Genomic DNA, 25,838 nt, shown 5'->3' on the forward strand with positions numbered 1-25,838 from the left:
TTATGACCCAAACCGTCTCTTACATCTCATTGTCTGAACTCCTCAGTCAAAACCGAGCTCCTGAATCTATTGTCTGCTTTGACGACAATAGTGAGATTACTTGGCAAACATTTAACGACGACTTATCTCAACTCGTGAACCTTTTATCTTCATCCCATTTTCAACGAGTTGCGATTTGTACCCAAGACAGCTGCCTATTTTCGGTGGCCTTTTTGGCATGTGCTGTCAGCAAAAAACACATCATCTTACCGGGTAACTATCAACCTTGTGCACTTGCCGAGCTGAGTGAACATTTTGACTGCCTGTTAGTTGATGACTCGATTGGTGAAGTTGAGGTTAGTAACGTTCGCAATATCCAAAACTTATTGGACTCAAACCCCAAAGCACAACAACCTCTAATCGATAATCTCGCGACCATGGATTTGGCAGCCATCCAATTGACCCTGTTTACTTCAGGTTCAAGTGGCACACCAAAAGCGATAGATAAAACATTAGAACACCTAGATATTGAAACTGCTCAGTTAGATAAAAACTGGGGCGATTTACTTAAGGGCAACCGAGTCCACAGTACGGTCTCACACCAACATATCTATGGTCTGTTGTTCCGAATTTTATGGCCACTTTGTTCTGGTGTTCCATTTGCTCGACACAATCTTGAGTACCCTGAACAAATCCTATCTCACGCTAACAAACAGAGCGTGCTGATCAGTAGTCCTGCGCTACTCAAACGATTAAAACACGAGACAGCGTCTGCACAGCTAGCTGGTGTGTTTTCTTCTGGTGGCCCTTTACCAACCGAATCGGCCCACCAAGCTCTTAACTTGTTAGGACATTTGCCCATCGAAGTTTTTGGTAGCACAGAAACCGGCGGTATCGCATTTCGTCAGCAAGAGAGCGCTCAAACACCTTGGCAGCTTTTTGACTGTATTGAGGCTAGTCTCAACAGTGAGAATTGCATTAAGTTATTGTCGCCGTACATCGACAAAAACAACTGGTATCAAACCGCTGATGAGTGCGAAATGGTCTCGAGCAATCAATTCATATTGAAAGGCCGAACCGATCGAGTGATCAAGATAGAAGAAAAACGAGTATCACTGGTTGAAGTCGAAAAGCGACTAGAGCAACTTCCTTGGATCAGTGAGTGCGTGGTGATTCCATTTGAAGAACCTGAGCGCTTAATCTTAGCATCGGTTTTGGTATTATCAGATCAAGGCCAAGCGAAACTCGCAACCATGAGTAAAGGTAAATTCTGGTTGATGCTGCGTTCAGAGTTGAGAAAGTGGTTAGAACCGATCGCTATCCCAAGAAAATATCGTGTTGTTGACGAAATTCCCCTCAACAGCCAAGGTAAGCGGTTAACCTCTCACATAGAGCAGCTCGTAAAATCATAGAAATCGCTTATCGTGTTTTACACTGAGACTGTCTTTTTATATTTTTGTCACAACACCCATTTTCAGCCCAAGGATTCTAAGCACGCGCTATGGATAAGAGAAAACCAAACGTCATTGCTGTTGACTCTGTAGAGAAAGAATCGACTTTGACACTCCATGTTACTGGGGACATCACCGATTTTAAGGGGCACTTCAAGAGCTTCCCTATTCTTCCGGGTGTTACACAGATCGATTGGGCACTTCACTATGCAGTTCAAGAGCTGAATGTCCCTGGTTACTTTAAAGGCATGGAAGTCATCAAGTTCCAAGAGCCGATCCTGCCTGATTCGACCATTCAGCTGTCACTCAAGTGGGATGCTGACAAAGATAAATTGAGCTTTAGTTACACGTCGAACAATGGCGAACAAACTCACTCTTCAGGCAAAATGAAGCTGGGAGAGAAAAGTGAATAGCGCTGAGGCGGTTTCTCAACACGCACTTGAAGAAAGCAACTACAAGGCTTGCTTCCTAATTCCGTGCTTTAACCACGGCGCAACCATGCCCTCGGTGGTCTCATCACTTCTTAATTTCGAAATTCCGATCATTATTGTTGATGATGGCAGTGAACTCGAGACCAAACAGTTTCTGACTCCACTTGCCGATAGCCCAAGCGTGACTTTGGTAACACTTCATCAGAACCAAGGCAAAGGCGGCGCAGTAAAGGCGGGCATTAAGCGAGCGCAAGAGCTCGGCTTTAGTCATGCCATTCAGATTGATGCTGATGGGCAACATGACCTAGACGCCCTACCCGCATTAATCCAAGCTTCACAAACTAAGCCCCAGCAACTTATCTCGGGTCAGCCGGTCTATGACGAGAGCGTGCCTAAGGCAAGGCTCTACGGACGCTACGCGACACATATCTGGGTATGGATAGAAACCCTTTCTTTATCAATTAAAGACAGCATGTGTGGCTTTAGAGCGTATCCAATCGATAAGACGCAAACCGTACTGAATAAATACGATGTCGGTTCGAGAATGGACTTTGATATCGAGATTCTGGTTCGCCTGTATTGGGAAGGCTGCGATATCGACTTCGTTGAAACGCGTGTTATCTACCCAGAGAATGGTATCTCTCATTTCGATGCACTGTGGGACAACGTAAAAATCAGTTGGATGCACACGCGACTGTTCTTCGGCATGCTGCCAAGAGCACCAAAACTGATCGCGCGTCATTTCAAGTCGGATTCAGCGAAGAAGTTATCGGCTGAAAATAGCCAAGATTCCTCGGCAGATTCAAGACAGGTAAATTCCGAACAGATAGGTTCAGAACAACCCCATTGGTCACGTACTCAAGAACGCGGCACTGTGCTGGGAATCAAACTGTTATTGGCCGTTTATACCTTGTTAGGCCGAGGCGTATTTAATCTGATTTTACGCGGTGTGATGCGTTACTACCATCTAACGGGCAAACGTGCACGAAACGCCTCAGAACAGTACCTATTTCAGCTTAAGGCATACGCTGAACAACAGAATATAGAGTTACCCGCTGAATTAACCAGTTATAACCATCTACTCTCGTTTGGCCATACCATGCTAGACAAGTTGGCGGCATGGAAAGGGGATTTTTCAGTCGATAACCTGAGCATTCATGGTCAAGAACAATTTGAGAGCATGGTGGCAAACCAACAAGGTGTGCTGATTCTGGGTTCTCATCTTGGCAATATCGAATTATGCCGCGCTTTAGGCCGCAGACACTCGAACATCAAAATCAATGCGCTGGTTTTCACCGAGCACGCTGAGCGTTTCAATTCAGTGATGAAAGCGGTCAACCCGCAGTCTGACTTAAACTTGATTCAAGTGACCTCGATGGGGCCTGATACGGCTATCTTATTGCAACAGAAACTGGAACAAGGTGAGTGGATTGTGATTGTTGGCGATAGAACCTCCACCAGCAAAGAGAGCCGTTCAGTATGGGCAGAGTTCTTGGGTAAGGAAGCGCCCTTCCCTCAAGGGCCATTTATGTTAGCCTCTGTTCTCAAAGCACCCGTGTTCCTATTGTTTGGGCTACGTGATGACTCACGAGTTAAGCCGCACTTTAATGTCTATTTCGAGCATTTTAGCGACAAGATCGAGCTACCAAGAAAGACACGTGAACAATCTTTACAGCAAGTCGTGCAAAAATATGCGAACCGACTTCAGCACTACACACTGAAAGCACCGCTTCAGTGGTACAACTTTTTTAATTTTTGGACATTGAGCAAGCACCATGACGAAAAAGAACCCAAATAGCATCACCTTTGGTGCCGAACGCCTCACTATCGAGGACGTTGTCGCTATCTCACAAGGCGCAAAAGCCTCGATGAACTCAAGTAACCAGTTCACATCAAAAATCGACCGCGGTGTCGCTTTTTTAGAACGCCTATTGAAAGAAGAAGGCGTGATCTATGGTGTGACAACGGGCTACGGTGACTCATGTACCGTTGCGATTCCGCCGAACCTAGTTGACGAGCTACCGCTGCATTTAACACGTTTTCACGGCTGTGGTTTAGGCGAAATACTGTCTCACGAGCAATCTCGTGCAGTATTAGCAACGCGCCTTTGTTCATTGTCACAAGGTGTATCTGGGGTGACTCACGATTTGCTCAACCAGATCGTTACTCTGATCAACCAAGATATCTCACCACGTATTCCTCAAGAAGGATCGGTGGGTGCCAGTGGCGATTTAACGCCGCTGTCTTATCTGGCAGCTGCACTGATTGGTGAGCGCGATGTCATCTACAAAGGTGAAGTTCGCCCTACTAGTGACGTTTACAAAGAGCTAGGGATTAACCCTATCAAGCTTAAGCCAAAAGAAGGCTTAGCATTGATGAATGGCACGTCAGTAATGACGGCTTTGGCTTGTATCGCCTACAAACGTGCAGAATACCTAGCTCAGCTGTCGACTAAGATCACGGCAATGGTGTCTGTGGGTATGCAAGGCAACGACTTCCACTTCGATGAAGCCTTGTTCGCAGTGAAACCTCACCCAGGTCAACAACAAGTTGCTGCATGGCTGCGCGATGACCTGCAAGCCGATCGCCCGCCACGCAACAGTGATCGCCTACAAGATCGTTATTCACTGCGTTGTGCTCCACATGTTATTGGTGTGGTTCAAGACTCTCTACCTTGGCTACGCCAAATGATTGAGAACGAACTGAACAGCGCTAACGATAACCCAATTATCGATGGCGACAATGAGCGCGTACTGCACGGTGGACACTTCTACGGTGGCCATATCGCAATGGCAATGGATACACTAAAAACAGCGGTAGCCAACCTTGCAGACCTACTTGACCGTCAAATGGCGCAGTTGATGGACTACAAGTTCAATAACGGTCTGCCATTTAACCTAACAGGCGCAGAAGGCGAACGTAAGCCAATCAACCACGGCTTCAAGGCGGTGCAGATTGGCGTTTCAGCTTGGACAGCAGAGGCATTGAAACACACCATGCCAGCAAGCGTGTTCTCTCGTTCAACAGAGTGTCACAACCAAGACAAAGTCAGCATGGGCACCATTGCGGCTCGTGATTGTCTACGTGTTCTTGAACTGACTGAACAAGTTGCGGCAGCATCTCTTCTGGCGGGTACACAAGCGCTTGAGCTTCGTAAACGCCACAATGAACTTGATGAGCACCACATGAGTGAAAACCTAAAGTACATTCGCGACGAAGTGCTTAAAGAGTTTGAATTTATCGTAGAAGATCGACCACTTGAAGGCGATCTACGCCACTTCATTGCTCGTATTCAAAGTCAGCACTGGTCACTTTACTCATAGAGTAGCTAACTTCATAAAGTAGCGAACCTCATGAAGTAGCTAACCTTTTACGCAATATTGTTGAGAGCGATTTATGTCTGAAATCCTTCATCCATTACAATCTGAGGTGACTCTGATTACCTCATTCCAAGATGCCGACCCGATGGGCGTGATCTATCACGGTAATTACTTCCGATTTTTTGAAGAAGTAAGGCGCATCATGATGGATAAGATTGAGTACAACTACCATGAGATGAAGGACTCAGGCTACATGTGGCCGATCATCGACACGCGTGTAAAGTACATTAAGGCGATACCGTTCAATCATCAGATCAAGGTATCGGCTAAGTTGACTGAATGGGAAAACCGCCTGCGTGTTGACTACGAAATTCACGATGCCAACACAGGTGCTCGCATGACACGCGCCCACACAATGCAGGTTGCGGTGACCATTGAAGAACAAGAGATGTGCTTCGCTTCACCGAAAGTGTTTACCGATAAAGTCGAGCACTGGCACCAGTTTGGCTGCTTACCCCAATCAACTGAGCAGCAACCAAGCGACCAACAATCAGATCAACCTCAAGTATCTAACACACAGCAGCAGGTGAAACATGAGTCTGTTTAAACGCAGTCGCAAACACATCAGCATCGCACTACTAGGGCTTGCCTCAATGATGGCGAGTAGTTTTGTTATTGCTAATGAAAGTACAACTACGGTTGGTTCTATTTCAGATCTGCAAACAGTATTAAGCGCAAACAACATAGTGCGTGGTGAGTTCACCCAAACGCGCAACATGGAAATGTTCGCCCAGCCTCTAACATCACAAGGTACTTTCCTGTTAGACAAGTCGAATGGTTTGCTTTGGACACAAACTACCCCCTTCCCTGTTAGCTTGGTGCTAACCGATAACAAACTGAGCCAAAGGTTTGCCGATCAACCCGCTAAGATCATTACCGACAAAGAAAACCCAATGGCGTTTTATTTCAGCCATATATTCTTGTCAGTGTTTCACGGAGATACGCAAAAACTTCAAGAGCAATTCTCACTGTCATTTGAACCAGCGATTGAGCAAAGCTCTAATGCAAGTGCAAACTCAAGTTCAGAAGACACACGATGGACACTCACTCTAAAGCCGAAAAGTGCTCCGATGAACGCGGTATTTGAAGCCATTACGCTGCAAGGTCAAAATGATATTGAACGCATTGAACTGAGAGAGATTCGTGGAGACAGCACTGTGATCGAATTTAGTCAGTTAAACCATCTACCGGAAGTATTATCAGATGCTGAAGCGCAACAATTCCAACTCTAGTCTGGCCCTTGTTTGGCTTGTTGTCGTCATGCTATTTAGCGGATTATTAATAAAACAATTCACTTTTTCTTCGTCGGTACCGATTGAAAGCAACATCCTAAAATTGCTGCCAGAAAACCAGCAAGACCCAATGGTAGAGCAAGCCTTTCAGCAAATATCCAGCTCGATGAGCGAGCAAGTCGTATTTATCATCAGCGCTCCCGACATCGAAAAAGCCATGACAGCGACTGACGCTTTTGAAAAAAAGCTCAATCAAAGAACCTTCTCAAGCCAGCCAACTCTGTTTAAACAAGTTCAAGGAAAAATCAACGCCAGCACTCAAAGCCAGTGGAGCGATTTCTATTTTCGTCACCGATCTCAACTGCTGACCCAACAACAAAAAGAGACACTGACACACTCGCCTGATTCACGATCTCAATATGTGATTCAGTCTCTGTACAATCCGTTCTCAGGCGTCACTGCAGCCGAACTGTCGATGGACCCATTTCTACTATTTCGCGACTACATCAGCGCAGTTGGCGTTCAATCAAGTAACTTTGTTCTGAAAGAGGGCTACCTCACCGCTCAATCTAATGACCAAACTCATATTTTGGTCACGGCGACTCTGGCGGGTTCACCTTATAGCTTGGCCATTCAAGAGCAACTTCCCGATCTTGATTCAATTGAGCGCGAGGTCGAAAAGCAGTTTGGCGTCAAAGTGCAGCATACCGGTGTGGTGTTCTACGCAAATTACGGCACCGAAAGCGCGAAATCAGAAATCAGTACTATTGGTTTGGGCTCATTAGCCGGTGTTATTTTATTGGTGTGGCTGACGTTTCGTAGTGCCCTACCACTTGCCTTATCCTTGCTTTCCATCAGCACTGGGTTGTTGGTTGCGCTGGCAAGCACCGTCGCTATCTTCGGCAAGGTTCACCTATTTAGTTTGGTGTTCGGTGCCAGCTTGATTGGCGTATCCATCGACTACTCTTTCCATTACCTAACCGATCGTTTGGCGGCGGGTAATCAATGGCAAAGCGACAAAGGGTTGAAACATATTATCGTTGCGATCACCTTGGGTCTGATCACCAGCTTGATTGGCTACCTAGGTCTGTTGGTGGCACCTTTCCCGGGTTTACAGCAACTGGCTCTGTTTTCGTCGATTGGGCTTATTGCGGCTTACGCCAGCGTGGTGTGTTGGTACCCAGTTTTAGCTGCAAAACCAAGTCAAGAACGCCCGCTTCCCTTGTCGAAGCTTTGGCATACTTGGTTAAGTCTCTGGAGCAACCAAAAGTTTAGAATTGGCTTACCATTAATAGTGACTGTCGTTAGCTTGATATCACTCAGTCAAATTCGCTACGACGACGATATTCGCCAACTTCAGGCGATGCCAGAGCAACTCAAACAGCAAGAGCAAGCCATTACGGAAATCTCAGGGTTAGGCAGTGGTCAAAATATGCTGCTGGTGACCGCTAAGAGCGACCAGAAGCTACTCAAAAAACTGGCAAAAATCACCGCGAGCTTAGACTCTTTAATCGATAGCCAAGGTATCTCAGGATATCGCAGCATCAATCAGCAGTTGTTAAGTAAACAAGACCAGCATGATAACTATCAATTGGTTGAACAACTCTATCGCCAGCAAAGCCATATCTTACAGAACACTCTTGGTTGGCCTAGCTTTCCAGAATTACCTAAGTTCGAAGCAATCACGGTATCTGGATTTTTAGAATCACCGGTGTCAGAACCTGTTCGGCCACTTTGGTTAAAACCTATCGATGGACAAGCGGCGTCAGTCATTTTGATCAAAGACGTTACAAACTCAGCACTGTTCTCTCAATGGCTCGATTCAAGCTTTGCTCAGCAACAAGGTGTTAAATACCTTAATAAAGCCGATGAAATCTCCGCTCTCTTTGCGGAATACAGAGTCAAGATCACCGAGCTATTATTGATAGCTTTGGCCGCTATTGGGATGGTTTTAGGTTGGCGCTACGGTGTGAAGCAAAGCCTATTAATGCTGTTGCCTTCATTGATTGCCGGAGTCGCAGGTTTAGCGGTCACGGGCATTTTAGGCTCGACACTGAATCTGTTTAACCTGCTTGGGCTGATTCTAATTTTAGGGATTGGTATCGACTATACCCTGTTCTTTGCTGAGCAGAAAAAATCGCTAAGCACCTTATTAGCGATTACCCTATCGGGTCTCACAACGTTGCTTTCATTTGGCTTATTGTCACTAAGTCAGACTCATGCCATTCATAGCTTCGGTGTTACTGTTCTGACAGGGATCTTTGTCGCGTGGCTACTTTCGCCACTCGCAATCAACAATAGCAAAAACGTAGAAAGACCAACTTCTCGAGAGGTTTTTAGATGATCAGGACATTAAAAATCACCTTCGTCACGCTAGTGGGTGTAATGCTCAGTGCCTGCTCGATGGTTTCTCAGCAGCCAACTGGTGCAAGTGTGTCTATCAACAATGACACCGAGCTAGCACTACCATTGCCAGCTGAACTGGGATACTCCCTCACGGCCAGTCAGCTCATCAGCGCTACGTGGGAAACCGATACGCAGCAACTTCCGGTTCAAGTCGAAGTGACAGCGGATAAAGTGGTTTTGGCGGGGTTTTCTTCTTGGGGTACTCGCATCCTATCGCTGCAATATCAAAATCAAGTGATTGATACGCAGGTTTTGTCTGGGCTTGGCGCAACTTTGCCACAACCTGAACAGGTGCTGTTTAATTTGATGCTGACCTTATGGCCGACTGAAGCCTGGACTCAGCCTTTGCAAACCATAGGTTGGCACCTAGTCGATACTGACAATACAAGAACCGTGTTTGACGACGACCAACAAGCCATTATTCGTATCGAGTATCAAGCAAAAGCTAATGAACCGAAGCTCTCTGGAGACATTGTTTTCAAGCATTTGATTCAAGGCTACACCATCACCATACAAACGTTGAACTCAACGATTGTCGATAACCCAAGTAAGAGCTGAATACTATGCCTATTTATATCCAAGACTGTGGTTTCCACTCCGCATTAGGCTCACGCGTTGCTGACATTCATGGCTGCCTCAAAGGTGCGCGTGAATCAAACATGGTCGAAGTAAGCGATATGCTGAATGATGGTAAGCACACTATCGTGGGTAAGGTCGCGGGCGAACTGCCTGATGTTCCATCCAATCTCGCACAATACGCCACTCGTAACAATCAACTGGCGTTATCAGCTCTAAATCAAATCCAAGACTCTATCGAGCAAGCAAAGTCACAATTTGGCGCAGATAGAATTGCTGTGGTTATCGGCACAAGCACCTCGGGGATTTCTGATGGTGAAGTCGCTTTCAAACATAAATTGGCAAACGGTGAGTTTCCTGAGCATTATCACTACTCCAAACAAGAGCTAGGGAATACCTCAGAGTTTGTTAGTCAATATTGCTCGTTGACAGGCCCAAGCTACGCAATCTCGACCGCCTGCTCATCAAGCGGCCGTGTTTTTCTTACCGCTCAACGCTTGTTAGATTCTGGAATGGCTGATGCTGTGTTGGTTGGAGGTGTAGACACCTTATGTAAGCTGACGCTCAATGGCTTTCATGGCCTGGAAGCACTTTCGACCACACATTGCCAGCCATTTAGTGCCTCTCGAAATGGCATCAACATCGGTGAAGCGGCGGCGTTTATGTTGCTCAGCAAGACAAAGCGAGTCGATGTTAATACAACGCAAGACACGTCGAACATTGCCTTGTTAGGCTGTGGCGATAGCTCTGACGCACACCATATTTCAGCGCCCCACCCTGAAGGGAACGGCGCTGAGCAAGCGATGATAAAAGCGTTAGATTCTGCACAGTTACAAGCTGAAGACATCGGTTATATCAATGCTCATGGCACCGCAACCCCACTCAATGATTCAATGGAAAGCAAAGCCATTCATCGTATTTTTGCAAACAAGGTTCCCGTCAGTTCCACCAAGCCTCTGACCGGGCATACTCTTGGAGCCGCAAGTGCGATAGAGGCTGCAATAGCATGGCATATTTTAAAATATGACTTACCGCTTCCCTTACAAAAATGTCAGGATAAAGCTGAAGATATTGAGATTGATTTGGTAAACTGTTCCCAGAAACTTAAAGTAAAGAACATCTTAAGCAACTCGTTCGCTTTTGGTGGCAACAACATTAGCCTGATCTTTGGTGTAGTAAATGACTGATATCCCTTCTGTAGACCAACTTCTTCCACACGATGATCCGATGATATTAATCGATCGTGCTATCAGTGTAGAGGCGTTGTCGATTCACTGTCAGGTCGATATTGGAGCTCATAATCTGTTCTTTAATGCTGAATATCAAACCGTACCGGCTTATGTCGGTATCGAATTTATGGCGCAATCTGTGGCTGCATGGTCTGGATATCATGCACTGAAAAACGGTACCACTCCCCCAATCGGCTTCTTACTCGGTTCTCGCCGTTACAAGTCACTGTGTGATGAGTTTACTCAAGGTCAAACTCTTGATATCTACGCCGAGCAATTGATGGAAGACAGTGGGATGGCAGTGTTTACCGCCAGAGTCGAAGACCAAGGTCAGTTAGTGGCTCAATGCCAACTCAACGTCTACGTGCCGACCGAACAAAAATTACAAGAAATGAAAACTAGGAGCCCATCATGAGCCGTCAGGTTTTAGTCACAGGTGCCAGCAAAGGCATTGGTAAAGCGATCGCTATTCAACTCGCGAAAGACGGATTTGAAATTGCCGTTCATTACATGGGTGACAAGCAAGGTGCTGAATACACGTTAAAGTCGATCACCGAACTGGGTGGCGCAGGACGTCTCATCCAGTTTGATATCAGCAATCGCAGCGAATGTCGCGAAACGCTTGAGTCAGATATTGCCGAGCATGGCGCTTACTATGGTGTGGTGAACAATGCGGGTATTACTCGTGACACAGCATTCCCAGCCATGACGGAAGAAGAGTGGGATGGCGTGATCCATACCAATCTCGACAGCTTCTACAACGTACTTCACCCGTGCGTGATGCCAATGGTTCAAAAACGCAAAGGCGGTCGAATCGTTACTTTGGCTTCTGTATCCGGCATCATGGGTAACCGCGGTCAAACCAACTATGCCGCAGCAAAAGCGGGCGTGATTGGCGCAACTAAATCTCTGGCTTTAGAGCTCGCGAAACGTAAAATCACAGTAAACTGTGTCGCTCCAGGTTTAATTGATACCGGCATGGTTGATGAGCACGTAAAAGATCATGCACTCCCTCAAGTGCCACTGCGCCGCATGGGCGAGCCAGAAGAAGTCGCAGGCCTAGTCAGCTACCTAATGTCTGATATTGCAGGCTACGTCACTCGCCAAGTGATTTCAGTTAATGGAGGCTTAGTATGACCCGCCGCGTTGTTGTAACTGGCATGTCTGGTGTTACTGCCTTTGGTAATGACTGGCAGCAAATCGAGCCGAAACTGAAAGCGTGTGAAAACGCCACTCAATATATGCCAAGCTTTGAGCAGTATGATGGCCTCAACACTAAGCTAGCTGCGCCTATTGATGAATTCCAGTTGCCAAAACACTACAAACGCAAACAGGTTCGAGGCATGGGTCGGGTTTCTCGCTTAGCCACTGTCGCGACTGAAGATGCTTTAACACAAGCCGGGTTGATTGGACATGATGTTCTGACTAACGGCGAAACTGGCATTGCCTACGGGTCTTCAACCGGCAGTACCGATGCAGTTGGCGCATTCGGCGTAATGCTTAACGAGAAATCGACACGAGCAATTACAGCAACCACCTATGTTCAAATGATGCCACACACCGCTGCGGTCAACGTAGGATTGTTCTTTGGCCTACGCGGTCGTGTAATTCCCACCAGCAGTGCCTGCACTTCAGGAAGCCAAGCGATTGGTTACGCCTATGAAGCGATCAAACACGGCTACCAAACCGTAATGGTTGCCGGCGGCGGTGAAGAGCTATGCCCAACTGAGTCTGCCGTTTTCGATACCCTTTTTGCTACCAGTTTAAAAAACGACACGCCAGAAAAATCCCCTAGCCCTTACGACAGCGAGCGCGATGGCCTCGTTATCGGTGAAGGTGCCGGCACGCTTGTTCTTGAAGAATATGAACATGCCGTTGCTCGTGGCGCAAAAATCTACGCTGAGATCATCGGCTTTGCCAGCAACTGCGATGCCGCTCATGTGACCCAACCTCAAATGGAAACCATGCAAATTTGTATGGAGAAAGCACTGAAAGACGCACAACTTCCTGCTGAGAAAATTGGCTATGTTTCTGCGCACGGAACGGCGACTGAAAAAGGCGATATTGCGGAAAGTAATGCGACCGCGAACATTTTCGGTGAAGTGCCAATCAGTTCATTGAAAAGCTACTTTGGTCATACGCTTGGTGCGTGTGGTGCGATCGAAGCTTGGTTAAGCCTAGAGATGATGCATTCAGGCTGGTTCAGCCCAACCTTAAACCTTGAGAACATCGACGAACGCTGCGGCAAGCTTGATTACATCACGGGCTCAGGTCGCGAATTGGATGTTGAATATCTGATGAGCAACAACTTTGCCTTTGGCGGAATTAACACCTCAATCATCTTCAAAAAGATTTAAGCTTATTTGTTAGCTAAAACTCGAGACAAATAAAAAGGGTCAGTAACCAAGTTACTGACCCTTTTTTGAATCTAGCAAAAGCTCAATTAAGCGTTAGCTTCACGCTCAGCGATAAACTCAAGAGCCATCTTGATACGAGCGATTACGCGCTCTTTACCAACAAGCTCCATCACTGCATCAACAGAAGGAGACTGACCGCCACCCGTTACTGCTACGCGAAGTGGCATGCCGATTTTACCCATGCCGATCTCTAGCTCTTCACATACAGCTGCAATCACACCATCTTTGATGTTTGCAGTAGTGAACTCTTCAAGTGCTTCAACCTTAGCAAGAGCAAGCTCTAGTGGGCCTTTAGCAACACCACGTAGGTGCTTCTTCGCTGCGCCAGCTTCAAACTCAGAGAAATCTTCGTAGAAGTAGCGAGATTGCTCAGCAAGTTCGATAAGGGTGTTACAACGCTCGCCAACTAGCTTGATCACTTCAGTGATAGCCGGGCCGTTTGTTGTATCGATCTTCTGTGCGTCTAGGTGCCATTGCAGGTATTCTGCAACGTACTCAGGCTCAGAAGTCTTGATGTAGTGGTTGTTCAACCAAAGTAGCTTTTCAGTGTTGAATGCAGATGCAGACTTGCTGATTGCGTTCAGGCTGAAGAATTCAATCATCTCTTCTTGAGAGAAGATCTCTTGGTCACCGTGAGACCAGCCTAAACGAACTAGGTAGTTGTTTAGTGCATTTGGTAGGTAACCTTCGTCGCGGTATTGCATTACAGAAACGGCACCGTGACGCTTAGAAAGTTTCGCACCATCATCACCAAGAATCATTGCACAGTGAGCGAAAGTTGGAACTGGCGCGCCTAGTGCTTCGTAGATGTTGATTTGACGAGGTGTGTTGTTGATGTGGTCTTCACCACGAACAACGTGTGTAATACCCATATCCCAATCATCCACTACAACCACGAAGTTGTAAGTTGGAGCACCGTCTGTACGACGAATGATTAGGTCATCAAGTTGGCTGTTTGCGATTTCAATGCGACCACGGATTTGGTCATCAAATACTACGCTACCTTCTTTAGGGTTACGGAAACGGATAACGCATGCATCACCTTCTTTTGCTGCTTCGTTTGCTGCAACAATTTTAGGGTGGTTCGCATCGTAACGAGCCATTTCTTTGTTTTCTTCTTGTACTGCACGAATCTCATCAAGCAGTTCTTTAGACGCGTAACATTTGAATGCTTTGTCTTCAGCAAGTAGCTTATCAACCATTTCGTTGTAACGGTCAAAACGCTTAGATTGGTAGTAAGGACCTTCATCCCATTCCATACCCATCCATTGCATGCCTTCTAGAATTGCATCAACCGCTTCTTGAGAGTTACGCTCAAGGTCCGTGTCTTCGATACGCAGAACGAATTCACCACCTTGATTCTTAGCGAATAGCCAAGAGTAAAGTGCAGTACGTGCACCACCAACGTGAAGATAGCCAGTTGGGCTAGGAGCAAAACGAGTTTTAACCGTCATTTAAATACCTTGATTATGTAGGTGATTCTTTTAGTGATTGCCATTACAAAGCCTGCAACAGAAAAATATCACTAAATTTTGGGCGCTATTTTATCACCACCGCTTAAATCTACAATCAGTAGTGAATGATTAATGCGCGGATCTTGTGCGAAAGCGACTGTAGAAAGGCCAAATCCAGCTTCGATGTAGCAAATCTATAGCCTGAGCCAGTAAATTATAGCCATACTTTTCTTTAACTCTCGCCTATCCCACAAACTTAACCCACCATTCATATGCTACTAAGATCAAATTCTTGAATTTATGTTTGACCTTACCCTTACGGTAAGGTTTATGTTAGGCGTAGATGAGAATTGGAGTATCGATATGAAGCATTACACCACCGCGCTCAACGGCCTAAATTGCATGGGATGTGCGAAGAAAGTCCGCACACTGTTTGATGGTCTCGATAATACGAAGATCAACGACATATCGCCGACATACATCGATATTTCCACTCCTTTTAGTTACGTTGAACTCAACGAACAACTAGCGACGCTTGGTTATAGCATGGGTAATAAACTGCACCTTTCGCTATCTGGTCTTAGCTGCGGTAAGTGCGTGAGCAAACTGACTCAGGCGATTCAACAAACTGAGCAAGCCTCAAATCTAAACGTCACCAAACATGAATTGTCGTTGGTTACTCTGCTTGAAGAATCCGAGATTATTGAGCTAGTCGAAAGTGTGGGTTATCACGCAGCTCCCTACTCTGAAGCCAATAACCTTTTATCTAATTCAGGTTCAGATTCAGATTCAGAAGAAAATAAAAAACCAACGACGGCTGAACCGACACAAGCTAAACCTGCAGCTAGCCAATATACTTATCACCTTGTTCTTGAGGGAATGACGTGTGCAAGTTGTGTTTCTTCGGTAGAGAAAGCGCTGAAAAAGAATGAGTTCGTCGACCAAGCTCAGATCAACCTCGCTGAACAGACAGCCTTGGTATTCACCTCTAAAACACGTGACGTCATCGAAACAACTCTAATAGAGTCGGTGAAAACCGCAGGTTACGGCGCCGAGTTCGTTGATGACGCAGCAACTCAACAACAAAAACAGCGAGAACAACAACTTCGTACCCAAAAAGCTTTCCTAAAGAATTCAGTAAGCGCGCTGTTTATCGGTGCTCCGCTGATGGCGTGGGGTCTGTTCGGTGGCAGCATGACCATTGCTACATTTAACGACCAATTAGCTTGGGGATTAGTTGGTGTGGTCTGTTTGATACTGCTTGCGACTTCAGGACGCAGCTTCTTCACTAACGCTTGGCAATCACTCATGCATAAACGTGCGACCATGGATACGTTAGTTGCTTTAGGTACGGGCGCAGCGTGGTTCTACTCTATGCTGGTTGTGCTGATTCCATCATGGTTCCCAGAACCATCGCGTCATGTCTATTTTGAAGCAAGTGCAATGATTGTCGGCCTTATCTCTTTAGGGCACTACATTGAAGCTAAAGCCAAAGCACGCACCACCAAATCTTTGCAGGCACTGATTAATTTACAACCTCAAAAAGCCGTGGTTATCGTCGATGGTAAAGAACAAACCATCGCCGTAGAGGCGATTCAAGTCGGTATGCAGGTACGAGTAAAACCCGGAGAAAAAGTCCCGGTTGATGGTATCGTGGCAGCGGGTGAATCTTATATCGATGAGTCGATGCTGACCGGTGAACCACTGCCCAACGTTAAATCGATTAATGATGGCGTTTCAGCAGGTACCATTAATGGTGATGGCAGCCTGATCATTGAAGCGACTGGAATTGGCTCAAGCACCATGCTGGCTCGAATCATTCAGATGGTTCGCCAAGCACAAAGCAGCAAGCCTGCGATTGCTAAGCTTGCTGACTCTATCTCAGCCGTTTTTGTTCCGGTTGTGGTCGCAATCGCAGTTGCTGCCGCCTTAGTTTGGTTTTTTGTTGGCCCACAACCAAGTGCCAGTTACATGTTAGTGGTATCAACCACAGTGCTGATCATCGCTTGTCCATGTGCCTTAGGCCTAGCCACACCGCTTTCGATTACTGTTGGCGTAGGTAAAGCGGCTGAGTTTGGCGTTCTAATTAAAGATGCGGATGTATTGCAGTCTGCCAGCAAGATCGATGCTGTTGTGTTTGATAAAACAGGTACGTTGACCCAAGGAAAACCAACCGTTCAACAGGCCTTTTACTCTAATCTAACGGAGCAAGAGTTACTGGCTTATGCTTATTCAGTAGAAGTGGGATCTGAGCACCCACTCGCCAAAGCCGTTTGCCAATATGCAGAGAGCCTACAAGTTTCAGCACTACCTCATAGCGAGTTCGAAAACCAACGAGGGCTTGGCGTACAGGCAACAATTAACGGCAAGAACGTGCAAGTTGGCTCGCTTAAATACCTAACCCAGTTAGGCATCAATACTGAGATTGGCGCGGATTTTATCGAACTTTGCCGCTCGCAAGCGTGGACGCCTATTTTCATTGTTATTGACCAAAAACTCGAAGGCATATTGGGCATTTCAGACGCATTAAAAATAGATAGCAAACAAGCCATTGCTCAACTAAAATCCGCCGGAATTCACACCGTGCTATTAACAGGCGACAACGATTCTGTTGCTCAAGCGATTGGTAAAAGTGTCGGTATCGACGAGGTTATCTCGGAGGTGCTTCCAGAGCAGAAAGCTCAGCATATTGTTCAGCTTCAACAACAATATAAGAGTGTTGCTATGGTCGGAGACGGTATTAACGATGCACCAGCTCTTGCTCAAGCAGATATAGGAATCGCAATGGGCAGTGGCAGTGATGTCGCGATTGAAAGTGCGCAAATGACACTACTCAACTCATCGCCATTATCAGTAAGCAATGCGATCGAGTTGTCCCAAGCGACCGTAAGAAATATGAAGCAAAACCTGTTTGGTGCCTTCATCTATAACTCGCTTGGTATTCCTATCGCAGCCGGTGTGCTCTACCCATTTTTCGGATTTCTGCTTAGTCCTGTAGTTGCAGGCGCTGCGATGGCGATGTCGTCAATTACGGTAGTAAGCAATGCCAACAGATTAAGACTTTTCAAACCCACACATTCTAATATCAACAAAAACCATATTCATGAGGTTAACCATGATTCGTAAAATTATGACTCTTACAGCACTCGCTGCAATTTCAGGACAAGCTCTCGCGACTGATGTTCTAAACCATAAGTCTCCATACTGTGGCTGCTGCACAGAATGGACAGAACATATGCGAGATGCTGGGTTCGATGTTATAGAGAAGCTCCACGATGATATGAATCCAATAAAGCAGAAGTTAGGGATAACGCAAAAACTAACCTCTTGCCACACTGCAGAGATCGACGGTTACGTATTTGAAGGGCACATTCCAGCAGAGGACGTGAAAGCCTTTTTAGAAAATCCACCACGTAATGCGATTGGCTTGGCAGTTCCAGGCATGCCAATGGGCTCTCCGGGCATGGAATATGGCGATAAGAAAGACGAGTATTCTGTGTATGCGTTTAATGAAGAAGGTCAGGTGTTTGAGTACCGTCATTACAACGGAAAATAAAGCTTAACTAGACCAACGCCAAGCAATTAAAAGAAGTCATAAAAATAGAGCCTAGCATGAGTAAACCCAAGACTGTGGTTTACTTGCTAGGCTCTTTGCTTTTGGACAGTAAAGCAAATCTTGTCGCGGTACCAACCGGGCTGTTAGTGCCGCTATATTTCTCGCTAATTGGCTAAGAAGCTATTGAGCAAAAAGCTATTTAACAAAAAAGCTATTTAGCGAAGAAGCTCACTCGGCTAATAATCTAATCGACTAAGCAGCCAAGTGAATCGGCTTAGAAGCCGTAAGAAGCACCGAATACGAATGCGTTGTTCTGCTTAGAATCGCCGTTTGCGAAATCTACGCCGTTAGCTTGGCTACGGAACTCAAAGTAAGGTTGAACACCTTGACGAGTCCATGTAGCACGTAACTCATGGTCCATCGCTTCAGCATCAATCATGTATACGTTGTTGTAGCTAAGTGCTAGGTCAGCATTCACTGTGTAACCAATGCGGTTATCCATGCGGTAGTCTGTGTCAGCATTAGCCGAAGTATCATCGATGTGTGCACGAGTACGGTTGCTAATAGAGATACCGTTATCGAAGTTGTAACCGATCTTAACTAATGGGCGGAACTGAATGCTCTCACCTGCAGAGAATAGGTGTTGGTAACCAGCAGCAACCCATAATTTGTCAGTAATGTTGAAAGATTGCTCACCACCGACAGTGATGCCTGGAGTAGTATTACCTGCACCGCCATTTTCAGATTCAAGTTTGCCAAGTTGGATGCCATCAAACTCAGAATAAACCGTGAAGCCGCCTAGAGAGTTGTCAAACGTGTGACCAGCTTCTAGCGTAGAAGTCATATCAGAACCGTGGATACGGCCATCGTCATGAATTTGGATGTTACCTGTAACGTAAGAAGAACCAGCAAAAGCACTAGAAGCAAAAGCAAGAGAAAGTGCACTTAGAGCGATAATTTTTTTCATAGTAAACTGCCTTAGTTTGATTTTTTCAGCGGCACATCTTCGGTACATCATTCACCTTCACCGCTTGAGTAGTTAGTTGCCTCCCTGGCATGAAATCTATGTTGCTCGAATTAATTTGCGTTTCAAAATAAAAGAATGAGCAGAGTGATCCCTCTCACTATCAAAAAAGAACAAGTTATTTAACACATTAAAATCAGTTACTTAAAAACATAAAAATTGATAAAAAACTCAAGATTAAAAATAGTACAGATCAGGATCACATTATTTTACGGTGCGAAATTAGATTTAGTTGGTTGAATCACACCTGATTTAGAGTTTTTGATGAGGGACTTATTTTTTGAAGAGAATAATGAGAAGCGCGTCACTTTTGCGATGTAACTCACCTTATGTACATTGTTGACGATATACATAAAGGCTATTTCTATATGTTTCAGTTTAAGAGAAGTGGCTAACTTGATTTGGACGAAAAAAAAGCTCCCACTCTTATCTGAATCAGATAAAAGCTAGGGAGCTCTTCTGTTAATGTTGCTTGTCGATTATTTTACCAAAGTTACTCGACTTACTTTCTCGCCACTTTCAGAGATAGAGCGGATATACGTTTCACCAGAAACCGAAGGACGTTGCTGCTCATCATAAGTCAGCCAGTTTTCACCATCAGCAGAGTATTGAAGCTCTACGCCTGGGAATTGAACGTTCATCGCTAGCTTACCATCAACAACCTGAGCACCTGGAACTGGTAGTCGGTAATCAATACCCGCTTTCTCGAGCTTAGCCAGCTCACGTTGACCAACAATATTCGCGAAGCGATTAAAGTCGCTGTTTAGAGCCTGCTTATCCACTAAGTCAGTATCTTGAGAGTACTCAACGCCCACTTTGTAGTCGTTTTCCCAATCTGCTCGGTGCCATGCACGCTCTGCTGCAGCAAGAACACGAGGGAACACCATGTATTCATACTGCTCGTCAGTACGTACAGTTTCAGACCAAAGCTGCGCTGACAAACCGTAGAAAGGTTTCGCTTCAATCTCACCTTTACCACTGAAGCCATTACCGTCACGGTCTAATGACGTTTCTGCATTTTGTGGCATGTTCTCTGGAGCAAAGCCAAACATCTTACGAGTATCGGTTGCACGCGTTGCCCAGTAGTAACCGCGTTCTGCTGCATCTACTTCGTATGGCATATCCATGTATACGTAATCTGGATTAGAAACAATTACGTCATAGCCTTTCGCAGACCAGTCGTACACTGATGAAGTACCGCCCCAGTAAAGAACGTCCCAGAAGTTAACGCGAGTCGTTTCAGTAGCGAAGCCAGATTCACCCTCTTCCACATACTTCAAGCCATCTTGCCAAGCTTGGAAGTGAGGAATTCCTTTGTCTGCAACAATTTTTGATACTTCTTTTGCAAAGTAGCCTGGTAGGTGACCGAAATCACTCACTGAACCATCAGCAATCAAAGACTGACATTGTGGAGACTGTTGGAATGGTTTGTCTTGCTTGTCTAGCTCAATGTTACCTTTCCATGCCACTTTATCTTGAGCATCAACATCTTGAAAGCCTGCGCCTAGCTTGATGTTTTTAGCTTCATCACCACCAAAGTGCCAAGTCGTTAGCGGCATGCCCGCTTCATTGTGCATTGCTGCAATTTCAGTAATCACTTTATCAACAAAGCGAGTCGATGATTCCATACATGGGTTAATGAAGCTGTGCTTATCGTAGAACTGAATCGTCGTCACGTTTGAAGTATCTTGTGGATCCATCAAGCGATATTCACTTGCTTCAGCTTCTTTGCCTTCCGCCATTAGGCGAGTGTAACGCGCTTCCATTGATACCACAGCAGAACGAGCGTGTGCCGGCATATCAATTTCTGGAATCACTTCGATGCTGCGCGCTTTTGCGTAGCTTAAGATCTCGACGTAATCCGCTTTACTAAAGAAACCAGAACCAAAGTTGTCTGTTGTTGGACCCGAACCTAGCTGAGGCAGTAAACAGCTTTGCTCTTCCAAATCGAAACAACGATTAGACCCTACATCCGTTAGCTCTGGTAAACCCGGAATTTCTAAACGCCAGCCTTCATCATCCGTTAAGTGAAGGTGCAGTTTATTCATCTTGTAGGCTGCCATTTGATCTAGCGTGGCTAGGATGGCATCTTTTGAATGGAAGTTTCGAGCAACATCCACCATCACACCACGGTAATCAAAGCGTGGCGCATCTTGGATCGACAGTTGTGGTAATGATTCAGCGTTCTGACTGTCTATTAGGCCAAAAATAGACTGAACTGCGTAGAAAGCACCTGTTTTATCAAACGCTTTAATCGCAATCTCCTCTTCCGAGATGCTTAGTTCATAAGCGCCAGATTTCGCTAAATCACCCGTAAACTGAGTAGGAACAACAGCAACACTAACAGGTAGGTCGCCACTCACATCTACGTTTACCACATCTGCACGTTCTTCAATTGCAGCGAACTGCTCAGCATCGAATGCGTCTTTAGGTAGGGCAATACCACCAGCAATGCTCACTGAACCTTCGCCCGCTTCTACCGACATTGGCGTTGGTAGTAAAGTGGTTGATACATCTTGCGTTGCCAGATCAGCATTCTTTTCAAAGCGAGTAACCGCTGTTGCCATGACATTGTTGTCATCAGGTGTACGCTTAAGGTTGTTTCCTTCCAAACCGGTTACGAACGACGCGACATCTTCCGTATTCAATGAAGCAATCATCTTAGGTTCAGCATTTGGCGCCGTTACAAATGCACCCGGCATAAAGTCGGTTTCAAACAGTTGCCAGTATTCACTTGTTAGTGGAAGAATCACTTCTTCACCAGCGGCAAAACCATCGAACTTATCTGTAGGTTCTAGTTTGTGTAGGTCGCCTGTTACACGAGTGATTTTAAACTGCTCATTATCAACATCTAAGATAAGGCGAATACTGTGGAAGTAGATAGTCCAATCTTTCGAATCGATCGCTTCACCGTCATTGGTCAGAGTCATGTTCACTTTGTTACATGATGCCCACTCTGCGCCTAAATCCTGACAAGCCATGCCTTCGTTTGCGCCGTGGTTCGTCAAGATTTCGTATTGCACATCAAGGTTGTCAGCCAGTGCATTAACCACCTTTTGTTCTGGTGCTTGTGTTACCGCACAACCCGTTAAACCAGCAAGTACCGCTACAGATAGTAAGTTTCTCTTCAACATCGTATTCACCCATAAATTTAAAAAATTGAGTCAGAAGCAAAATAGAACGCTTCAAAAGTTAGATTAACTATATGGTCTTATTTTTCGCCGTGAATTAAATCAAGTTAATAAAGTGATCGACTTCAAATCCAAAAAATATTGATAAAATTAACCTTATTAAAATCATAAAGTTACCGACATCGACAGTTCCGTCAGTTTTATTTTGACGTAATATTTGAGAATTGAATCACAATCTTTTGAAAGGATTTCATAAAATCGTGTCGTTGTTACTGAGAAAGGTTTAAGAGTTTGTTGGTGTTGTTATACTTTTCGTACAAACAACGTGACATCGTTCTCAAAAAAAACCGTTAAAAAACACCGTCAAAATCGATTTTAACGAGTTTAAGACTTCCTAAAGGAGCTCCCTTTGCGCCCATTCTTATACATGGTTTTATTCGTTCTCGCTTTTTCAGCTAGGCAAGCGGTCGCCGAGCCCCTTTATTGGCAAGCAAAAAAGGATGAACTGACACTCACTATCTTAGGTTCCGTGCACGTTGGGGACGAGAGTATGTACCCACTTCCTTCAGCGATCACCGACGCGCTAAAAAACAGTGATGGGTTAGTTATCGAAACGGATATCAGAAAGTCTGATGGCGTTGTATATCCCCACAACAAACTCACCACAGCCGATGTGCTCAATGAAGAACAACTGCAATTATTAACCGACATATCAAAATCGTTGGAGATGCCGACGCAACAACTGCTCAGCTCACCGCCTTGGGCGACTTCTCTCTCCATACAGATGCAGCAGCTAAAAAACCTTGGTTATGGCTCCGCCGGCGGCGTTGATGCGACGCTAGCTTACAAAGCGACTATCCAAGATGTTCCGGTTATCAGTTTAGAACCACTACAATTCCAAATAGACCTGATGACAAAACAAAAGGATGACGGTAAGGAATGGTTAGTCAGTAGCCTTGAGGAATTTGACCAAACTGATCGTGTGGTTCACTGCCTAATTGAAAGCTGGAAAGCGGGTGATTTAGCGAAGCTGGAAGCCTTCGCAGAGCTGTCTGAGATGTCGCCTGAACTCGAGAAAGCATTCTTAACTGATCGCAATATCGACTGGGCAAACAAGCTATCCGCCAATGATTGGAAACTCGATTCAAATGGGAATTATTTGATCGTGGTTGGCGCCTTGCACCTAGTTGGCGAAGGTAACCTTTTACAGTTGTTAAAAGAGAAAGGTTTTAATGTCACTCAACAATCACAAAGCCAGCAGGCTCAGTGTCAATTTGAGGCTAGCCAAAAAAGCTAACGATGCTCAACCTTATTGTATTCTCGTTATAAAAGCATTTCCTTAATAACAGAATTTTTACATTTAATAGCACCATTGCGGTGCTATTATCTTTCGCTCTTTTTATACACGGTGTTGTTCTCATGAAACCAGTTCTCTTCGCTTTACCTTTAGCTCTCTTGATCCTGATGCCCACGACAGCCTCTGCCAGAGAAACTTGTACCATCGAACAATTTCAAGCCATCGACATTCAGCCAGATACAAAAGGCGGCGTGCTAGATAAAGAAAGCGGACAGTTTTTGATTACTGAAAAGCCACCCATGCGATGCGCGAATATTACGTTCACGACGTCTACGACACGCAACCGTATCGCAAGCCAAATGAATGGTAATTTTGAAGCAAGCTTTTACGATGGCAAGACGGGTAACTCTCACTCGGTGACTTTTAACGAAGATGAAGTACAGGCAGGCTACATTCGAATTGGTCCAAATAACCCTGTTGAAGCTTATGTTTGCTTTGTTACCTCGGAAACACCAATAAAAGACATTACATGCGATGTGAAGTAAATAGTTTTGGGACTGGCTTATTGGGTCAGTCCTTGTCTCTAAGCAAGGTGTTTAGAACAACAATAAATTCTCTACTCGCTCATTCGTCACTCTAGGCAATGACACATATACCAGAACGCAAAAAAGCCGTAGTCCCCTCTATTACAGAGAGTGCTACGGCTTTATTTTATGTGGCGGTAAAGAGCTTATTTTGAACATCAGGCGAACCCCACTTAGGTTCAAACCCTATTTCCCATACCCTGAAACGACGAAAGCCTGCTCAATGAGCAGGCTTTCTTTAATACGGTCAGTGAAGAGATTATTTTGAACATCAGGCGAACCCGTTGACCAAGTGATTATCTTTATCCTGAAATGCAAAAAAGGCTTCTCATTTCTGAGAAGCCTTTTTCTTAATGTGGTCGGTGAAGAGGGATTCGAACCCCCGACCCTCTGGTCCCAAACCAGATGCGCTACCAAGCTGCGCTATTCACCGAGATATCTAACTGGCTGATTGCCTGTCGATGAAGCGTATAATACGGATTCTGAATTTATGCGCAAGAGCTTTTTTCACTCTTTTTTACAATATCGAATCGTTCGAACAAAAGACGTACAACCTAACGGCTAATGTGACGAAAAACACACACTCAACAACAAGTATTTAACTTATGAAACAGGATTGATCCAGATCAGTGAATTGATAACGCTACTTAATACACTAAGCCATGTCATATAACTTTGAGGTATACACATGGACTTTTGGCTAGAACTCCTATTTGGTAATGCAGTGGGGCTATCTTCAATGATAGTAATATTCGGGGCTCTGGGTCTCATGATGTTCTATGGAGGCTTCTTCATCTACAAAGTTATGACTGAAAAATCTCCTCACTAGAATCGCTCAGCCTAAGTCATCTACTTTTAAGTATCATTTTCTTTGGGTGGATGTAAAAACGCTTTGCACCGGAGCAGACTTATTGTCTTCTCCGGTTTTTTCATTTTTAAACCCGGCCTCAACTTAGGTATACTTACCCTATCCTTCTCCAACTTGAGATACACACTATGTCTCATGATGACGACTTAGATCTATTCCAAGAAATGATGGGCGATGTTAAACGTATCGACCATGACACCGCCGAACACCAGAAAGTACACCGAGTCACAGAATCTCACCTTGCTAAGCGTGAAGCCGCTATGTGGCTGTCTGACGACGAGAAAGACTACTTATCATTAGACTACTCACCAATGATCAAGCCAGACGACGTCATTGCTTACAAGAAAGATGGTGTACAAGAAGGCGTATATAAAAAGCTGCGCTTAGGCAAATACCCTATTCAGGCCAAACTCGACCTTCATAGGAAAACACTGAAAGACGCTCGTAACGAAGTACTCTCATTTTTACGCCAGTGTTTAAGAATGGATGTTCGCACCGTTATCATTGTTCACGGTAAAGGTGAGCGCTCGAACCCACCAGCAATGATGAAAAGCTACGTGGCGAATTGGCTCACGCAAATTAACGACGTTCAATGTGTTCATTCTGCTCAGCAATTTCATGGTGGTACTGGCGCAGTCTACGTTATGCTCAGAAAGAGTAATGAGAAAAAGCTAGAGAACAGAGAGCGCCATCAAAAACGCACCAGTTAACTGGTTGAAACAGATAAGTACACTGATAGCGAGTTGCATCAAGATCGATATTTCGTGCCTAGACTCACACCAAGTGCTAAAATTGTCCTCAGTTAACGAATCCCAACTCAAAG

The 25,838-nt window shown here is 45.3% G+C and carries 21 protein-coding genes and 1 tRNA gene; 18 read left to right on the forward strand and 4 right to left on the reverse strand.

Translation table 11 applies throughout. The features are described 5' to 3' along the window. Positions 1–2: 2 nt before the first annotated feature. The 12 genes from AACU28_RS20680 (at position 3) to AACU28_RS20735 (ending at position 13,041) form a co-directional block, all read left to right on the forward strand. Positions 3–1,391, forward strand: coding sequence for an AMP-binding protein (locus AACU28_RS20680; protein WP_121603523.1), 1,389 nt, complete (start codon positions 3–5; stop codon positions 1,389–1,391). An 89-nt stretch (positions 1,392–1,480) separates the two neighbouring features. Continuing rightward, positions 1,481–1,843 (forward strand): ApeI family dehydratase, encoded by a 363-nt coding sequence (locus AACU28_RS20685; RefSeq protein WP_102497698.1) that lies wholly within the window; start codon positions 1,481–1,483, stop codon positions 1,841–1,843. Continuing rightward, positions 1,836–3,659 (forward strand): glycosyltransferase family 2 protein, encoded by a 1,824-nt coding sequence (locus AACU28_RS20690; RefSeq protein ID WP_121603524.1) that lies wholly within the window; start codon positions 1,836–1,838, stop codon positions 3,657–3,659. Before AACU28_RS20685 ends, AACU28_RS20690 begins: the two co-directional genes overlap by 8 nt. After that, positions 3,637–5,184 carry an HAL/PAL/TAL family ammonia-lyase gene (locus AACU28_RS20695; RefSeq protein ID WP_054542517.1) on the forward strand — a complete coding sequence of 516 codons (1,548 nt, stop codon included), beginning with the start codon at positions 3,637–3,639 and terminating at the stop codon, positions 5,182–5,184. The genes AACU28_RS20690 and AACU28_RS20695 overlap by 23 nt, the downstream gene beginning before the upstream one ends. 73 nt (positions 5,185–5,257) lie before the next feature. Then, positions 5,258–5,788: an acyl-CoA thioesterase gene (locus AACU28_RS20700; protein ID WP_017093402.1), complete on the forward strand. Its 531-nt coding sequence runs from the start codon at positions 5,258–5,260 to the stop codon at positions 5,786–5,788. Then, positions 5,775–6,473 carry a LolA family protein gene (locus AACU28_RS20705; RefSeq protein ID WP_121603525.1) on the forward strand — a complete coding sequence of 233 codons (699 nt, stop codon included), beginning with the start codon at positions 5,775–5,777 and terminating at the stop codon, positions 6,471–6,473. Before AACU28_RS20700 ends, AACU28_RS20705 begins: the two co-directional genes overlap by 14 nt. Beyond that, the gene (locus tag AACU28_RS20710; protein WP_121603526.1) at positions 6,445–8,817 is read left to right on the forward strand and encodes an MMPL family transporter; all 2,373 of its coding nucleotides are present in this window, start codon (positions 6,445–6,447) and stop codon (positions 8,815–8,817) included. Before AACU28_RS20705 ends, AACU28_RS20710 begins: the two co-directional genes overlap by 29 nt. Beyond that, positions 8,814–9,437, forward strand: a complete 624-nt coding sequence (locus AACU28_RS20715; RefSeq protein WP_054542520.1) for a DUF3261 domain-containing protein — start codon at positions 8,814–8,816, stop codon at positions 9,435–9,437. Before AACU28_RS20710 ends, AACU28_RS20715 begins: the two co-directional genes overlap by 4 nt. Positions 9,438–9,442: 5 nt before the next feature. Further along, positions 9,443–10,642 (forward strand): beta-ketoacyl-[acyl-carrier-protein] synthase family protein, encoded by a 1,200-nt coding sequence (locus tag AACU28_RS20720; RefSeq protein ID WP_121603527.1) that lies wholly within the window; start codon positions 9,443–9,445, stop codon positions 10,640–10,642. Continuing rightward, positions 10,635–11,099, forward strand: coding sequence for a hotdog family protein (locus tag AACU28_RS20725; RefSeq protein ID WP_121603528.1), 465 nt, complete (start codon positions 10,635–10,637; stop codon positions 11,097–11,099). Before AACU28_RS20720 ends, AACU28_RS20725 begins: the two co-directional genes overlap by 8 nt. After that, positions 11,096–11,821, forward strand: a complete 726-nt coding sequence (locus tag AACU28_RS20730) for a 3-ketoacyl-ACP reductase FabG2 (RefSeq protein WP_017095982.1) — start codon at positions 11,096–11,098, stop codon at positions 11,819–11,821. The genes AACU28_RS20725 and AACU28_RS20730 overlap by 4 nt, the downstream gene beginning before the upstream one ends. Further along, a complete protein-coding gene (locus tag AACU28_RS20735) occupies positions 11,818–13,041 on the forward strand; it encodes a beta-ketoacyl-ACP synthase (RefSeq protein WP_019350481.1) in 1,224 nt (407 codons plus the stop codon). Before AACU28_RS20730 ends, AACU28_RS20735 begins: the two co-directional genes overlap by 4 nt. A gap of 86 nt (positions 13,042–13,127) precedes the next feature. Here AACU28_RS20735 and gltX read toward each other — a convergent pair whose 3' ends face one another. Further along, positions 13,128–14,555 carry a glutamate--tRNA ligase gene (gene gltX, locus AACU28_RS20740; RefSeq protein ID WP_121603529.1) on the reverse strand — a complete coding sequence of 476 codons (1,428 nt, stop codon included), beginning with the start codon at positions 14,553–14,555 and terminating at the stop codon, positions 13,128–13,130. 300 nt (positions 14,556–14,855) lie between these two features. Between gltX and AACU28_RS20745 the strand changes: the two genes are divergently transcribed. Together AACU28_RS20745 and AACU28_RS20750 are read left to right on the forward strand one after the other, a co-directional pair. Next, positions 14,856–17,681: a heavy metal translocating P-type ATPase gene (locus AACU28_RS20745; protein WP_121603530.1), complete on the forward strand. Its 2,826-nt coding sequence runs from the start codon at positions 14,856–14,858 to the stop codon at positions 17,679–17,681. Then, positions 17,671–18,111, forward strand: coding sequence for a DUF411 domain-containing protein (locus AACU28_RS20750; RefSeq protein WP_121603531.1), 441 nt, complete (start codon positions 17,671–17,673; stop codon positions 18,109–18,111). The genes AACU28_RS20745 and AACU28_RS20750 overlap by 11 nt, the downstream gene beginning before the upstream one ends. 274 nt (positions 18,112–18,385) lie before the next feature. On the opposite strand, the gene AACU28_RS20755 is transcribed toward AACU28_RS20750, so the two are convergent. Further along, entirely contained in the window at positions 18,386–19,078 is a 693-nt protein-coding gene (locus AACU28_RS20755) for an oligogalacturonate-specific porin KdgM family protein (protein ID WP_004736127.1), read from the reverse strand. A gap of 536 nt (positions 19,079–19,614) precedes the next feature. Further along, positions 19,615–22,269: a beta-N-acetylhexosaminidase gene (locus tag AACU28_RS20760; protein ID WP_121603532.1), complete on the reverse strand. Its 2,655-nt coding sequence runs from the start codon at positions 22,267–22,269 to the stop codon at positions 19,615–19,617. 406 nt (positions 22,270–22,675) lie between these two features. On the opposite strand from AACU28_RS20760, the gene AACU28_RS20765 reads away from it, so the two are divergent. Further along, positions 22,676–23,563 carry a TraB/GumN family protein gene (locus AACU28_RS20765; protein WP_102456950.1) on the forward strand — a complete coding sequence of 296 codons (888 nt, stop codon included), beginning with the start codon at positions 22,676–22,678 and terminating at the stop codon, positions 23,561–23,563. A 122-nt stretch (positions 23,564–23,685) separates the two neighbouring features. Beyond that, positions 23,686–24,108 carry a hypothetical protein gene (locus AACU28_RS20770; RefSeq protein ID WP_108152069.1) on the forward strand — a complete coding sequence of 141 codons (423 nt, stop codon included), beginning with the start codon at positions 23,686–23,688 and terminating at the stop codon, positions 24,106–24,108. 395 nt (positions 24,109–24,503) lie between these two features. Here the strand turns inward: AACU28_RS20770 and AACU28_RS20775 are convergent. Further along, positions 24,504–24,580: transfer RNA gene (locus AACU28_RS20775), tRNA-Pro, on the reverse strand. Between the two features lie 255 nt (positions 24,581–24,835). On the opposite strand from AACU28_RS20775, the gene AACU28_RS20780 reads away from it, so the two are divergent. Both AACU28_RS20780 and smrA read left to right on the forward strand, forming a co-directional pair. Next, positions 24,836–24,976 (forward strand): DUF3149 domain-containing protein, encoded by a 141-nt coding sequence (locus AACU28_RS20780; protein ID WP_004736246.1) that lies wholly within the window; start codon positions 24,836–24,838, stop codon positions 24,974–24,976. A gap of 167 nt (positions 24,977–25,143) precedes the next feature. Further along, positions 25,144–25,725, forward strand: a complete 582-nt coding sequence (gene smrA, locus AACU28_RS20785; RefSeq protein WP_017076135.1) for a DNA endonuclease SmrA — start codon at positions 25,144–25,146, stop codon at positions 25,723–25,725. The last annotated feature ends 113 nt before the right edge of the window (positions 25,726–25,838 follow it).

Origin of the sequence: Vibrio sp. SBT000027 (genome assembly GCF_963894355.1) — a bacterium.
GTDB lineage: Bacteria > Pseudomonadota > Gammaproteobacteria > Enterobacterales > Vibrionaceae > Vibrio > Vibrio splendidus.